This is a genomic window from Actinomadura sp. B10D3 (assembly GCF_039871695.1).
GTDB classification, from domain to species: domain Bacteria; phylum Actinomycetota; class Actinomycetes; order Streptosporangiales; family Streptosporangiaceae; genus Spirillospora; species Spirillospora madurae.
On record NZ_JBDPLY010000021.1, the window covers coordinates 95,018 to 108,914 of the forward strand.

Below are 13,897 nucleotides of genomic sequence, written 5' to 3' on the forward strand. Positions count from 1 at the left end.
CTCCCCCGCCGGGGTCAGGGCGCGGCCTTCCAGCCGGGCATCGGGTAGGCCGCGAGCATCTCGCGGACCTGCCCGGCGACCCGGTCCACGACCGTCTCGTCCTGCTTGGCGGCGGCCTGGACGACCTCGTCGATCCACTCCGCGATTCGCGGCATCCGGTCTTCGCCGACGCCGCGGGTGGTGATCGCGGCGGTGCCGAGCCGGAGCCCGGACGGGTCGAACGGCTTGCGCGGGTCGAACGGGACGGCGTTGTAGTTCAGCTCGATCCCGGCGCGGTCGAGGGCCTGCGCGGCGGGCTTGCCGGCGACGCCCTTGTTCGTCAGGTCGATGAGAATCAGGTGGTTGTCGGTGCCGCCGGAGATCAGGTCGTAGCCGCGGTCGAGCAGCGCGGCGGCGAGGACCTTGGCGTTCGCGACGACCTGCCGGGCGTACCCGGTGAAGTCGGGCCGCGCGGCCTCCTTCAGCGCGACGGCGATCGCGGCGGTGGTGTGGTTGTGCGGGCCGCCCTGCAGGCCGGGGAAGACGGCCTTGTCGACCGCCTTGGCGTGCTCGGCGGTCGACATGATCATCGCCCCGCGCGGGCCGCGCAGCGTCTTGTGCGTGGTCGTGGTGATCACGTCGGCGTGGCCGACGGGGGACGGGTGGGCGCCGCCGGCGACGAGGCCCGCGATGTGCGCGATGTCGGCGGCGAGCACCGCGCCGGTCTCGCGGGCGATCTCGGCGAACGCGGGGAAGTCGATCGTGCGCGGGATGGCGGTGCCGCCGCACCAGATCAGCTTCGGCCGCTCCTTGAGGGCGAGGTCGCGCACCTGGTCCATGTCGACCCGGCCGGTGTCGGCGCGCACGTCGTACCGGACGGGGCGGAACCACTTCCCGGTCGCCGACACCGACCAGCCGTGCGTGAGGTGGCCGCCCATCGGCAGCGACAGGCCCATCACCGGGTCGCCGGGCTCCAGGAAGGCCATGTAGACGGCGAGGTTGGCGGGCGAGCCGGAGTAGGGCTGGACGTTGGCGTGCTCGACGCCGAACAGCTCCTTCGCCCGCTCGATGGCGAGCAGCTCGATCGGGTCGACGTTCTGCTGGCCCTCGTAGTACCGCTTGCCCGCGTAGCCCTCGGAGTACTTGTTGGTCAGGACGGTGCCGGCGGCCTCGAGCACCGCGGTCGAGACGTAGTTCTCCGAGGCGATCAGGCGGATCTTCTCGTACTGGCGGCGGGCCTCGGCCTCCACCAGCCCGGCGATCTCGGGGTCCTGACCCTGCAGGTGAGGTACGGCCGGTTCGTGCATCGCAAGCCTCCGCGCTGTTGGCGCCGGGACTTCGGGCGCCCCGGCGACGGGGACCCGTACACCCAGGCGCGCGGTGTGCGGACTACTTTCGCTCCCCGGTGGTCGTCTCCACCTTGACTGCGCCAGTCGCGTACCCGCCATCATACCGAGCCGCCTCCCGCCGGCGCCGGGCCTTCGCCGGGACCGAGACGACGAACAGGCCTCCGAGCAGGAGCAGCGATCCGGCCGCGACGGGCGCCGACAGCCGTTCCCCGAGGACGGCGATCGCGAGCGCGGTGGCCACGAGCGGCTCGGCGAGGCTGAGCGTTCCCGCGGTCGCGGCCGTCACGCGGCCGAGGCCGGCGACGAAGGCCATGTACGCGACGGCCGTCGCGGCGACGCCGAGCCAGGCCACCAGCGCCGCCGACCGCGGCTCGGCCAGGGCCGGCAGCTCGGCGAGCGTCCAGGGCAGCAGGGCCGCTCCCCCGGCCAGCAGCGTGACCGACACCGCGGCGGTCATCGCCACGTCCCGGCCGGTCAGGACCTTGGCCGAGACCGTGTAGACGCCGAAGCAGGTGCCGCCGACGAGGCTGAGCGCGATCCCGGCCGGGTCGACGCGCACGGCCGACGCGGGCACCATCAGCAGCGCCACGCCGCCGATCGCGCAGGCCGTGCCCGCCCACCAGCGGCGGCGGAGCCGGGTGCCGAGGACGAGCCGCTCGCAGAGGCCGGTGGAGACGGGGGCGAGCCCGAACACCACGGCGGTCGCGACGGCGGCGCCGGTCCGGTCGACCGCGCTGAAGAACGACGCCTGGAAGATCCCGGTCGCGGCCGAGGCCGCCGCGACGGGCGGCCAGGCCCGCCGGGTCAGCGCGCCGAAGGCGCGCCGGTCCGTCACCAGGACCAGTACGGCGAGGATCAGCCCGCCGGAGAAGATCCGGGCGCCGCCGACCGCGACGGCACCGGCGGAGGACTCGGCCAGCACCTGCGCCGGACCGACCGTCCCCCACAGCACGCCCGCGGCCAGAACCGACCCCGTGCCGAAGGAAGTGTTTCGTCGGTACATGCGACCGACGCTAGGAAAATATGCGGCCTATCATCCGACACGACGTCGTTCGTTCGACTCAGCCATCGCATGCCGGTCATTCATTCGACGAGGCGCACCGGAACCGTCGCTCATCTGTACGAGGTTCGGGTCTCGGGCGGCCCCGCCGACGGAAGTTCGGACTGCTCCACCGGCTGGACGTAGTCGTACACGACGATCGTCCGGACGTCCACGTACTCCTTGCGGCGGGCCAGCCGGTCGAGGACGAAGTCGCGCAGGTAGGCGGTGCTCGACACGGCCACGTGCACCAGCAAATCCTCGTTGCCCGTGACGACGAAGACGCCGATCGTCTCGGGCATCGACGCCATGCTGTCCCGGGCGGACTCGATGGCCTCGCGCGACTGCGGCCGGATCCTGATCGAGATCAGCGCCTGGACGCCGCGCCCCAGCCGCTCCAGGTCGACGGCCGCGTGGACGCCGGTGATGACGCCCCGGGCACGCAGCGCCCGCGTGCGCTCGAGCGCGGTGGACGGCGCGATCCCCACCGCCTCGGCCAGTTCCCGGTTGGTCTGCCGCCCGTCGCGCTGCAGGCGCCGGAGGATCGCCTGGTCGATCGCGTCCACGTCCCCGCCTCCCGAACTCGCCGCCGGACGCCGAACTCCCGTGCGGACAACGCGCCCGGACGTCCCGTACTCCGAAGATTATTCGACGCCGGGAGTCACGGGCCACGGGTGCCGATCGCGGCGGCGAGCGCGAAGGCGCCGACCCCGAGCAGCGCCCCCGCCGCGCCCGCCGGTCCGAGGTCGAACATCCGTCCGATCACCAGGTCCCCCGCGAACGCGAACATGCCGGCGCAGAACGCCAGGACTCCGTAGTAGGAGCCGAAGCGTCCGGACGGCGCGTGCCGGGCGGCGCGCTGGAAGATCGCCGGCTGGATGAGGCCGTTCGCCACGCCGTTCAGGACGGCCGCGAGCAGCAGCGGGCCGGACTGCGTCCCGTCCAGCGGGGCGAGGACACAGAACGCCGCCGCGGCGCAGAGCAGCCCGAGGCGCAGCACCCACGGCCGCTCGCCCCGCCGCCCGGCCGCCACCAGCGGCTGGAGGGCCGCCGCGACCGCGGCCAACACGCAGAAGGCGAGGGTCGCCGCGCCGGAGGTGAACCCGAGGAGCGGCACGGCGGTCATGATGTGGGTGGCGAGCAGCGTCGTGGGGGCGGTCATCAGCGCGAACAGCAGGAACGTGCGGTCGCCGAGCGCCGCCCGCGCCCCGGCGGCGATGGCGCCGAACCGGACGGGCGCCGGCCTCCCGCCGGACCGGGGCAGGAGGAGGAACAGGCCCCCGGCGATCGTCCAAAGGGCGGCGGCCGTGCCCGCCAGGGCACCGAACCCCGGCCCGAGGGTGACCAGGGCGAGCCCCACGGGCGGGCCCGCGACCGTCGCGATGTGCTGGGTCGCGACGTAGGCGGCGAACCCTCCGGACCGGCGGGTGGGTTCCACCCCCGCCAGCAGGCTCTGGGCGGCGGGGTTGTAGAGCGCCCCGCCCACGGCGAGGACCACGGCCGCGCACAGCAGCGCGCCGACCCCACCGGCGGCGCCGAGCAGCGCGAAGCCCGCCGCGCGGACCGCGCAGGCGATCGCCCCGGTGCGCCGCGCGCCGATCGCGTCGGTGACCGCCCCGACGGGCAGCAGGAGCGCGTACTGCAGGCCGACCCGCACCCCGAGGACGAGCCCGACCGTGCCGGCCAGCAGCCCGAGGTCGTGCCGGAGATGCGCGACCAGGTGCGCCATGACCGAGAAGAACCCCAGGCAGGCGGCGAGCTGGATCGCGACGACGGTCACGACCACCCGGCGGCCGGAGGGGTCCGCGGCGGGCGGCGCGGTGGCGGGCGCGGGAGCGGCGACCGTCATGGCCTTCTCACTTCAGGCAGGCTCATTTCGCGGCGGCCCGTGGGGCGGCACCTGCTTCCCCCGGGAGGTGGTTCCGACGCCGCCCAGCAGACCAGAGCCGATCATGCGGTGTCCAATATGGATATCCACCCGGAACCGATAGGCAAGCCGATATCGAACCAGGTCACACCCCTTGACGGGCCGGGCGGCAGGCCCGGGAACGACGTGTGGCCCGCACCCCTCAGCGGGGCCGGGCCACAGGGTGGAGCAGGGTCGTCAGCGGGCCGCCGCCTGCATGGCCTGCTTCACGGCGGCACGCTTCTCGCGCAGCTTGGCCAGCGCCTCCTCGAGGATGGCCTCGCCGTCCTCGTCGCTTCGGCGCTCCTTCACGTACGCGAGGTGCGTCTTGTACGGCTCGGTCTTCGGCGGGGCCGGAGGGTTGTCCGCGTCCTGCCCGGCCGGGAACCCGCAGCGCGGGCAGTCCCAGGTCTCGGGAACCGCGACGTCCGTCGCGAAGCTGGGGCGGGTCTCGTGCCGGTTGGCGCAGTAGAAGGTCACCCAGACGCGGGGGGCGGCGTCGCCCCGCTCCGCCTCTCCCATCGGACCGGCCCCGACACGGCTGCCCCGGATCGCGTTGCCACTACCCACGGATTACTCCTCGCTTGGTGTTCCGCCGCCGCCCGTGACCTCCTGGGACGGCGCGGCGCTCGCATGTGTTGGACGGGCGGCTCAGACGCCCTTGTGCTTGAACAGCAGCCCGAGCACGATGATCGAGGCGAACCAGACCACGCCGACCCCCACGGTCAGCCGGTCGAGGTTGCGCTCGACCACCGACGACCCGCCCAGGGAGGACGAGACCCCGCCGCCGAACATGTCCGACAGCCCCCCGCCCTTGCCCTTGTGCATCAGGACGAGGACGACCATCAGCAGGCTCGTGACGATGAGCACGATGGAAGATGCGATGATCACGTTTCTTCAGCGCCTTGTCTGTAGTTCAGGGACCTGGGGGTCGGGCCGGGCGGTTTACCCGTCAGCTACGAAGGGTACGACGAAGTGCCCGCTGGTTCGGCAAGAACCCCCAGTTCACGCAGAATTGATCAGTTTTGATCAGGCGGGCAGATCCCGGTACCGGCAGATTTTGACGAACTCTCCCGGGTCCAGGCTGGCACCACCGACCAGGGCGCCGTCCACGTCGTCCTGCGCCATGATCCCGGCGACGTTGCCGCCCTTGACCGAACCGCCGTACAGGATACGCACCTCGTCGGCCACTCCGCCGTCGTAGAGCTCGGCGAGCCGCGTCCTGACGGCCGCGCAGACCTCCTGCGCGTCCTGCGGGGTGGCGACCTCGCCGGTGCCGATCGCCCAGACCGGCTCGTAGGCGATCACGGTGCGCCGGACCTGCTCGGCGGGGATCTTCTCCAGCCCGCCGTCGAGCTGCTCGATGCAGTGCGGGACGTGGCCGCCGGCCTTGCGGACGTCCAGCCCCTCCCCGATGCACACGATCGGGGTGATGTCGGCGGCGAGCGCGGCTTTGGCCTTGGCGTTGACGACCGCGTCGTCCTCGGCGTGGAACTGGCGGCGCTCGGAGTGCCCGACGGTGACGTAGGAGCAGCCGAGCTTGGCCAGCATCTCGGCGGAGATCTCGCCGGTGTAGGCGCCGGAGGCGTGCTGGGAGACGTCCTGCGCGCCGTACTGGATGCCGAGCTTGTCCGCCTCGATCAGCGACTGCGCCGAGCGGAGCGCGGTGAACGGCGGGAGCACGACGACGTCCACGGCGTCGTAGTCGGCGTCCTTGAGCGCGAACGCCATCTTCTGGATGAGCGCGATCGCCTCGAGGTGCGTCTTGTTCATCTTCCAGTTGCCGGCCATCAGCGGCTTGCGGCCGCTCTGCCTGCCGGACGGTGTCGCGGGGGCCATCGGTCAGTCCTCCAGAGCCTGCAGGCCCGGCAGCGTCTTGCCTTCGAGGTATTCGAGGCTCGCGCCGCCGCCGGTCGAGATGTGGGAGAAGGCGGCCTCGTCGAAGCCGAGCCGCCGGACGGCCGCGGCGGAGTCGCCGCCGCCGACCACGGTGAACGCGCCCGAGTCGATGAGGCCCTGCGCGACGGCACGGGTGCCGTGCGAGTACGGCTCCATCTCGAACACGCCCATGGGGCCGTTCCAGAAGATCGTCCTGGCGCCGGCGAGGCGCGAGGCGAACAGCTTGCCCGACTCCGGGCCGATGTCGAGGCCGAGCCGGTCGGACGGGATCGCGTCCGCCGCGACCACGTCGTGGGCGGCGTCGGCGGCGAACGCCGCGGCCGCGACGACGTCGATTGGCAGCACGAACTCCACGCCGGTCTCCTCGGCGCGCCGCAGGTACTCGCGGACGGTGCCGAGCTGGTCCTCTTCCAGGAGGCTCTTGCCGACCTCGTGCCCCTGGGCCTTGAGGAAGGTGAACACCATGCCGCCGCCGATCAGGATGCGGTCGGCCTTGCCGAGCAGGTTGTCGATCACCCCGAGCTTGTCGGACACCTTGGAGCCGCCGAGGGCCACCGCGTAGGGGCGCTCAACGTCCTCGGTGAGCCGCTTCAGCACCGCGACCTCGGCGGCGATCAGCCCTCCGGCGGCGTGCGGGAGCCGCGCCGGCACGTCGTACACCGACGCGTGCTTGCGGTGCACCGCGCCGAAGCCGTCGCCGACGTACACATCGGCGAGGGCGGCCAGCCGGTCGGCCAGCGCGCCGCGCTCGGCGTCGTCCTTGCTCGTCTCGCCCGGCTCGAACCGCAGGTTCTCCAGCAGCGCGACCCCGCCGTCGGAGAGGCCCTCGGCCGCGGCGCGGGCGGAGTCGCCGACGACGTCCGCGGCGAACGCCACGTCCGTGCCCAGCAGTTCGCCGAGCCGCGCGGCCACCGGGGCCAGCGAGAACTCGGGCTTGACCTGGCCCTTGGGGCGGCCCAGGTGGGCGCAGACGATGACCCTGGCGCCCCGGGCCCGCAGGGCCTCGATGGTCGGCAGGCTGGCCCGGATCCGGCCGTCGTCGCTGATCCGCATCAAGGTGGAGGGGCGACCCCCCACACCCCCCGGACGGGGGCCGGAGTCCTCCAGGGGAACGTTCAGGTCCGCGCGGACGAGGACGCGCCGGCCGGCGACGTCGAGATCGTCGATGGTGCGCATCGGGTTGCGATGTCCTTCCGTACACGGCCGCGCCGTGGCCGCGTGTTCGTGCGCGGCCACGGCGCGGGTGGCGGTCGATTACAGCGACGCGCCGACGAGCTTGACGAGGTCGACGAGGCGGTTGGAGTAGCCCCACTCGTTGTCGTACCAGCCGACGACCTTCACCTGGTCGCCGATGACCTTGGTCAGGCCGGAGTCGAAGATGCAGGACGCCGGGTCGGTGACGATGTCGCTGGAGACGATCGGGTCCTCGGTGTAGGTGAGGTAGCCCTTAAGCGGGCCCTCGGCGGCCGCCTTGAACGCCTCGTTGACCTCCTCCGCCGTCACCTCGCGGGACAGCGTGGCGGTGAGGTCGGTGGCCGAGCCGGTCGGCACCGGGACGCGCAGCGCGTAGCCGTCGAGCTTGCCGTTCAGCTCGGGCAGCACCAGGCCGATCGCCTTGGCGGCTCCGGTGGAGGTCGGCACGACGTTCACCGCGGCGGCGCGGGCGCGGCGCAGGTCCTTGTGCGGCGCGTCCTGCAGGTTCTGGTCCTGCGTGTAGGCGTGGATCGTCGTCATCAGGCCCTTCTCGATGACGAAGTTGTCGTGCAGGACCTTCGCCAGCGGGGCCAGGCAGTTGGTGGTGCAGGACGCGTTGGAGATCACCGTGTGGTTCGCCGGGTCGTACTTGTCCTCGTTCACGCCGAGGACGACGGTGAGGTCCTCGTTCTTGGCCGGCGCGGAGATGATCACCTTCTTGGCGCCGTTGTCGGCGTGCACCTTGGCCTTGGTGGCGTCGGTGAAGAAGCCGGTGGACTCCACGACGACGTCGGCGCCGACGTCGCTCCACTTGAGGTTCGCGGGGTCGCGCTCCTCGAAGGCCTTGATCGCCTTCCCGCCGACGACGATCTCGTCGGAGGTGGCGCGCACGTCCTCGGGGAAGCGGCCGAGGATGCTGTCGTACTTGAGCAGCTGGGCCAGCGTGGCGTTGTCCGTCAGGTCGTTGACCGCCACGACCTCGATGTCGGCCCCGGACGCCTTCACCGCGCGGTAGAAGTTACGGCCGATCCGGCCGAACCCGTTGATGCCTACTCGGATGGTCACGGAACGGCTCTCCTCGTACATCGTTAGCTACGGTCGATCCGGGGTTCACCCCCATCTCAGACCCTATCCAATGACCCACGGGTAGCCCGACACCGGTCGCGTGGGATTCCAGGGTGATCCACCGCTCCCCCGATGGGGGGATCCGGCACGATCATCACTACACTCCCCGACCATGTGGCGTGGGTGCTTCGTCCTGTTCGTGGGGCTGGTGGGAGTGATGCTGATTCCTGCCCCCTCGTCAGCGGTGGACCGCGCCAAGCCGGTGAGCAGGGCGGACAACCTCGCCGCCGCGCTCCGCCGCGATCCCGTCTATGTGACCGACCACGCTCCGCGCGTCCTGTCCGCCGACGCGGCCGCGCGGATCAAGGCGTCCGTCGCGCGGCTCGGCGTCCCCGCGTACGTGGCGGTGACGCCCACCTCCGGACTGGGGGAGGAGAACCCCACCGCCTCCCTGGTGTCCCTGCTCCGGGACCGGCTGCGCAAGGACGGCGTGTACATCGTGGTGGCCCCGTCCGGCGGTTACGGCGAGGCGAGGCAGTTCGGCGGGGGCCGGCGCCTCCAGGTCGACGACGCCTGGTGGGCCGCGAAGTTCGAACTCCCCCACGACGCGAGCGCGCCCGAGATGATCGAGCGGTTCGTGGAGATCGCCCTGTCGGGCCGGGCCCGGGAGCGGCGCGACCATCCGCGCCCGCAGCCCAAGTCCGAACTCAGAAAGGCCTTGGACGCCGATGACGCGGCCGACCGGCGCGCGGCCTCCATCGAACGGGGCGTGTTCAGCGCCGGGACGGCCCTCAGCGGAGGGGCGATCCTCGCCCTGCTCATCCGCCACCGTGTGAAACAGAAGAAGAGAAAGAAGACGCCGGCGAAGGGGCGCCGATGAGACGGGTCCTCGTCCTGCTCGCCGCCGTCGCCCTCGCCGCGTGGCCGTCCGCCGCCTCCGCGGAGGCACCGCCGCCGCACGCCTACCACCGGCTCGAACGTGTCGCCGCGGCGCTCGCCAAGGACCCGCTGTTCGTCGACCCGGACGTCTCCGCAGCGCTCGGCGCGCCCGACCGGGCACGGCTCGACGCGGCCATCGGCACGACCGCGAAATCGATCGGCACGCCGGTGTACGTCGTGCTGATGCCGAACCCGAGCGAATCGGAGTCGCAGGGAGACGACAAGGCGTTCCTGCACATGCTCCGCGACCGCACGGGCCGGGACGGGCTCTACCTGATGGTCAACGGCCGCGGCTACCTGGAGTCGATGGCCTTCCGCGTCCCCCGCCGACCCCCCTACGCCCCCCTCGACGAGGGCGACCCGGGCGGTTACGAGCCGCCCGACCCCGAGCGTCCGTTCACCGGGCTTGCGGACCGGATCTCCCGGCACCTGGACGGCTACGCCACGGCGCCCACGGCATCACCGGAGACGCCGGAGATGTACTCCACCCCCGACCCGTTCGGGAAGGAGAACGAGTTCACGCCGGCCGAGCCCGAGATCAGGTCTCCGCTCCTGACCGGCCTCCTCCTCGCGGGCCCGGCCGGCGCCGCGGTCCTGTACTGGCTCGGCATCGGCGTCCTCGCTCTCCTCGGCCGCGGCGACGAGACCAAGGTCCGCCGCAGTTCCTGGACGAGCCGCAAGCCCGGCATGCGCCGCCTCCGGCGCGAGGCGGCCAAGGAGGTCGAACGGCTGAACCGCCTGCTCGCCGCCACGGACAAAGGACGCGGGCGCCGCTACGCCGTCTCCGCCTACGACGCCGCCCAGATCCTCTACGACGACGCCAAGGACGACGAGAACAAGGCGATCGACCTGGTCGGCGCCATCGTCCTCGCCCGGCAGGGACAGATCGCGCTCACCCGCGACATCGCGTCCCCGCCCGCGCCCTGCCTGGTGAATCCGCTCCACGGGGAGTCCGTCGTCCGTAAGCGCGTCCGGAAGCTGGAGGAGAACGGCGTGCCCCGTGAGTGCCCGCTCTGCAAGCGCTGCCGCGAGTTCGACAAGCGGTACGGCCTCGGCGAGCAGCACCTCCTCACGATCCCCGGCCCGGACGGCCGCCGCCCGCACACCCTCGTCCCCGGAGTGTGGCAGGACACGGCGTGGGGCAGCCGCGGCAAGAACTTCCTCCCCAGCGTGATGAGGTACCTCGGTGTTGACTGAACCGTCCCCCGGCGAACGGCTGGCCGCGTCCCTGCGCCGCTCCCCGATCCACGTCGACCCGTCCCTGGCCTCCGCGCTCCCCGCCGCGGAGCGCCGCAAGCTCCTCACGAAGCTGAAGAAGGCGCCGACCCGGGTCTTCATCGTGCTGGTCCCCATGGTCAAGGGCGGCACGTGGACGGACGCCGACCAGCTCGCGACCGTCGTCCACGACCGCCTCGGCCGCGACGGCATCTTCATCACCTTCGACGACGACACCGAGAACCTGACGGCCCGGGAGTGGGGCGGCGACCACGGCGCCCGCGACGCCACCGGCGCCGTCACCATCGACCAGGCCATGGACGACGCGCCGCTCGCGGCCCGGCTCACCCGCGCCCTCGACCTGATCATCTCCGGCACCGCCGCACGGGAGTACGACCGCCTCTCCGACGAGCTCCACGAGCGCGTCAACGCACGCCGCAGCACGCAGCCGGCATCCGAGGAGACAGAGAACGAGGACGGCGGCTCGCTCGTCCCGCTCGGCGCCGGCGCGGCGGGCGCGGCCGTCCTCGGCGTCGCCGGCCTCCTCCTGTGGCGGCGCCGCCGCATGGCGTCCGTCCGCCGCGAAGGCGACGGCCTGCTGATGCCGCGCACGGTCTTCGCCACGGCGAGCCGCGCCACGCGGGACCAGCTCCGCGAGCAGGCGTCCCACGAGGTCATCGCGTTCGGCGAGCTTCTGGACGAGACCACCGTCCCCACCACCGACGAGCGGACCCGCGCCCTGATGGCCAAGGCCCTGGACGCCTACCAGGCCGCCGGGAAGACCCTCGACGCCGCGGACGGCGTCCCCGACCTGGCCGGCGTCCTCGTCCTGGTCGACCAGGGCCGGGACGCGCTCGCCTCCGCCCAGGCCCTGGCGAACGGCAAGCCGGAGATCCCGCCGGTCCCCCTGTGCTTCTTCAACCCCCTCCACGGCGACGCCACGAACAAGCTCGACTGGCGCCCCGTCGGCTCCCGCGAGCGCCTCCGCGTCCGGACCTGCCGCGCGTGCGCCCGCGCCACCCGCGACAAGCAGACCCCCGACGTCCTCACCGACCGCCGCGCCGGCCGCACGGTCCCCTACTACGAGGCCGACCCCGCCCAGAGCGTCTGGGCCGAAACCGGCTACGGCCAACTACGCGAAGACCTGATCCCCCGCATCCTGAGAGGCGATTAGAAAACCCTCTCGGCTGAAGCACAAGGTCCCCTCCAGGACTCGACCTCAGCCGGGGTCACGGGCAGGCGCGCGGAGCGAGCGCAGGCCGGTCGTGACCGGGGGGTATGGGGTGTCGCCCCCCAATGAACTACGGCGCCAGCATGTCGGCCGTGAGGTTGGCATCGGTGCCGGGGATGCCCTGGTCGCCGGCGCGCTTGTCGGCCATGGCGAGGAGGCGGCGGATGCGGCCGGCGATGGCGTCCTTGGTGAGGGGCGGGTCGGCGAGCTGGCCGAGTTCCTCCAGGGACGCCTGCTTGTGCTCCAGGCGGAGGCGGCCGGCATTGACGAGGTGCTCGGGGGCGTCGTCGCCGAGGATCTCCAGGGCGCGGGCGACGCGGGCGCCGGCGGCGACGGCGGCGCGGGCGGAGCGGCGGAGGTTGGCGTCGTCGAAGTTCGCGAGGCGGTTGGCGGTGGCGCGGACCTCGCGCCGCATCCGGCGCTCCTCCCAGGCGAGGACGCTGTCGTGGGCGCCGAGCCGGGTGAGCAGGGCACTGATGGCGTCGCCGTCGCGCACGACGACGCGGTCGACACCGCGGACCTCGCGGGCCTTGGCGTGGATCTTCAGGCGGCGGGCGGCGCCGACGAGGGCGAGCGCGGCCTCCGGGCCCGGGCAGGTCACCTCGAGGGACATGGAGCGGCCCGGTTCGGTGAGCGAGCCGTGCGCGAGGAACGCGCCGCGCCAGGCCGACTCGGCGTCGCAGGCGCCGCCCGCGACGACGTGCCGGGGCAGGCCGCGGACGGGGCGGCCGTTGTTGTCGATGAGGCCGGTCTGGCGGGCCAGCGACTCGCCGTCCCGGAAGACGCGGACCACGTAGCGGTTGCCCTTGCGCAGGCCGCTCGGCGCGAGGACGACGACCTCCGAGGTGTGCCCGAACACCTCCGCGATGTCCTTGATCAGGCGCCGGGCGGCGACCCCGGTGTCGATCTCCGCCTCGATCACGATGCGGCCGCTGACCAGGTGCAGGCCGCCCGCGAACCGCAGCAGCGTCGAGACCTCGGCCTTGCGGCAGCACGGCTTCAGCACCGTGAGCCTGCTCAGCTCGTCCTTGACCACACCGGTCATCGCCATCTGTTGAACCCTCCCCGTATCGGACTTCCAGCAGTCTGGCCGATGACGGCCGCGCCGGTCGTCACTCGGCGAATATCTGTACGAAGGCTTGGGCCAGGCGGGCGGGTTCATGACGCGGCGAGCCGTCGTCGGCGGCGACGTCGGCGAGGACGAGGCGCCCGCCGAGGTCCTGGACGGCCTTGTCGAGCGCCGCGGTGTCGTCCACCACGCCGCGGTCGGCGAGGACGACGTCCACGCGCAGGTCGGGCGCGTGCGCCTGGAGCACCTCCAGGTGGGTCTGCGGCGAGAAGTCGTCGGTCTCGCCGGGCTGGGGGGCGAGGTTCAGCGCGACGGCGCGGCGGGCGCGGGAGGTGGTGAGGGCGCGGACCAGCGCGGGCACCTTGAGGTGCGGCAGGACGCTGGTGAACCAGGAGCCGGGGCCGAACACGATCCAGTCGGCGTCGTCGACGGCGGCGAGCGCCTCCGGGCAGGCGGGCGGGTCGGCGGGCACGAGCGACACCCCGAGCACGCTGCCGGGCGTCTTCGCGCAGGCCACCTGCCCCTTGACGTGGGTGATCTCGTCGGGACGGGACGGGTCGGCGCCGCGGACCTCCGCGACGATGTCCATCGGCACGGCGGCCATCGGCAGGACGCGGCCGTGCGCGCCGAGCAGCCGGCCGACCCAGTCGAGGCCGGCGACGGTGGAGCCGGGTGCGGCGCCGCCGCCGAGCAGTTCCCACAGCGCGACGATGAGGAGGTTGCCGACGGCGTGGTCCTGCAGGTCGCCCTGGCTGCGGAAACGGTGCTGGACAACGTCCCGCCAGGTCTGCCCCCACTCGTCGTCGCCGCACAGGGCGGCGAGCGCCATGCGCAGGTCGCCGGGCGGCAGCACGCCGAGCTCGCGGCGGAGCCGTCCGCTGGAGCCGCCGTCGTCGGCGACGGTGACGATCGCCGTCAGCCGGTCGGTGACGCGGCGGAGCGCCGACAGCGAGGCGTAGAGGCCGTGGCCCCCGCCGAGAGCGACGACCTTCGGGCCTGGCGGCTTCACCGT

Annotated in this window: 14 protein-coding genes and 1 riboswitch; of the genes, 4 read left to right on the forward strand and 10 right to left on the reverse strand. The window is 72.8% G+C overall.

The window, feature by feature from the left end:
* Window positions 1-14 precede the first annotated feature (14 nt).
* The gene (glyA, locus tag ABGB11_RS27880; RefSeq protein WP_347637378.1) at window positions 15-1,286 is read right to left on the reverse strand and encodes a serine hydroxymethyltransferase; all 1,272 of its coding nucleotides are present in this window, start codon (window positions 1,284-1,286) and stop codon (window positions 15-17) included.
* A gap of 53 nt (window positions 1,287-1,339) precedes the next feature.
* Window positions 1,340-1,426, reverse strand: a riboswitch (ZMP/ZTP riboswitch).
* A gap of 135 nt (window positions 1,427-1,561) precedes the next feature.
* Between glyA and ABGB11_RS27885 the strand changes: the two genes are divergently transcribed.
* On the forward strand, window positions 1,562-1,828 hold the full coding sequence (locus ABGB11_RS27885) for a hypothetical protein (protein ID WP_347637380.1): 267 nt from the start codon (window positions 1,562-1,564) through the stop codon (window positions 1,826-1,828).
* A gap of 613 nt (window positions 1,829-2,441) precedes the next feature.
* Here the strand turns inward: ABGB11_RS27885 and ABGB11_RS27890 are convergent.
* The 7 genes from ABGB11_RS27890 to gap all read right to left on the reverse strand — a co-directional run bounded on the left by ABGB11_RS27890 (window position 2,442) and on the right by gap (window position 8,431).
* Complete coding sequence (locus ABGB11_RS27890; protein WP_347637383.1) at window positions 2,442-2,933, reverse strand: Lrp/AsnC family transcriptional regulator; 492 nt, start codon at window positions 2,931-2,933, stop codon at window positions 2,442-2,444.
* A 95-nt stretch (window positions 2,934-3,028) separates the two neighbouring features.
* On the reverse strand, window positions 3,029-4,216 hold the full coding sequence (locus ABGB11_RS27895; protein WP_347637385.1) for an MFS transporter: 1,188 nt from the start codon (window positions 4,214-4,216) through the stop codon (window positions 3,029-3,031).
* 255 nt (window positions 4,217-4,471) lie between these two features.
* Window positions 4,472-4,843, reverse strand: coding sequence for an RNA polymerase-binding protein RbpA (locus ABGB11_RS27900; protein WP_075024192.1), 372 nt, complete (start codon window positions 4,841-4,843; stop codon window positions 4,472-4,474).
* 81 nt (window positions 4,844-4,924) lie between these two features.
* Window positions 4,925-5,164 (reverse strand): preprotein translocase subunit SecG, encoded by a 240-nt coding sequence (secG, locus tag ABGB11_RS27905; RefSeq protein ID WP_250355740.1) that lies wholly within the window; start codon window positions 5,162-5,164, stop codon window positions 4,925-4,927.
* A gap of 138 nt (window positions 5,165-5,302) precedes the next feature.
* The gene (gene tpiA / locus ABGB11_RS27910; protein WP_347637390.1) at window positions 5,303-6,112 is read right to left on the reverse strand and encodes a triose-phosphate isomerase; all 810 of its coding nucleotides are present in this window, start codon (window positions 6,110-6,112) and stop codon (window positions 5,303-5,305) included.
* Window positions 6,113-6,115: 3 nt separating this feature from the next.
* Window positions 6,116-7,348, reverse strand: coding sequence for a phosphoglycerate kinase (locus ABGB11_RS27915; protein WP_347637393.1), 1,233 nt, complete (start codon window positions 7,346-7,348; stop codon window positions 6,116-6,118).
* 78 nt (window positions 7,349-7,426) lie between these two features.
* A complete protein-coding gene (gene gap, locus ABGB11_RS27920) occupies window positions 7,427-8,431 on the reverse strand; it encodes a type I glyceraldehyde-3-phosphate dehydrogenase (protein WP_347637395.1) in 1,005 nt (334 codons plus the stop codon).
* 172 nt (window positions 8,432-8,603) lie between these two features.
* Here gap and ABGB11_RS27925 point away from each other — a divergent pair, with 172 nt between their 5' ends.
* The 3 genes from ABGB11_RS27925 to ABGB11_RS27935 are packed head-to-tail and all read left to right on the forward strand — an operon-like array spanning window position 8,604 to window position 11,759.
* Complete coding sequence (locus ABGB11_RS27925) at window positions 8,604-9,311, forward strand: hypothetical protein (RefSeq protein ID WP_347637398.1); 708 nt, start codon at window positions 8,604-8,606, stop codon at window positions 9,309-9,311.
* On the forward strand, window positions 9,308-10,567 hold the full coding sequence (locus tag ABGB11_RS27930; protein WP_347637400.1) for a hypothetical protein: 1,260 nt from the start codon (window positions 9,308-9,310) through the stop codon (window positions 10,565-10,567). Before ABGB11_RS27925 ends, ABGB11_RS27930 begins: the two co-directional genes overlap by 4 nt.
* The gene (locus tag ABGB11_RS27935; protein WP_347637402.1) at window positions 10,557-11,759 is read left to right on the forward strand and encodes a hypothetical protein; all 1,203 of its coding nucleotides are present in this window, start codon (window positions 10,557-10,559) and stop codon (window positions 11,757-11,759) included. The genes ABGB11_RS27930 and ABGB11_RS27935 overlap by 11 nt, the downstream gene beginning before the upstream one ends.
* A gap of 127 nt (window positions 11,760-11,886) precedes the next feature.
* On the opposite strand, the gene whiA is transcribed toward ABGB11_RS27935, so the two are convergent.
* Both whiA and yvcK read right to left on the reverse strand, forming a co-directional pair.
* On the reverse strand, window positions 11,887-12,867 hold the full coding sequence (gene whiA / locus ABGB11_RS27940; RefSeq protein ID WP_347637405.1) for a DNA-binding protein WhiA: 981 nt from the start codon (window positions 12,865-12,867) through the stop codon (window positions 11,887-11,889).
* 61 nt (window positions 12,868-12,928) lie between these two features.
* The gene (gene yvcK, locus ABGB11_RS27945; RefSeq protein WP_347637503.1) at window positions 12,929-13,894 is read right to left on the reverse strand and encodes a uridine diphosphate-N-acetylglucosamine-binding protein YvcK; all 966 of its coding nucleotides are present in this window, start codon (window positions 13,892-13,894) and stop codon (window positions 12,929-12,931) included.
* Window positions 13,895-13,897 lie beyond the last annotated feature (3 nt).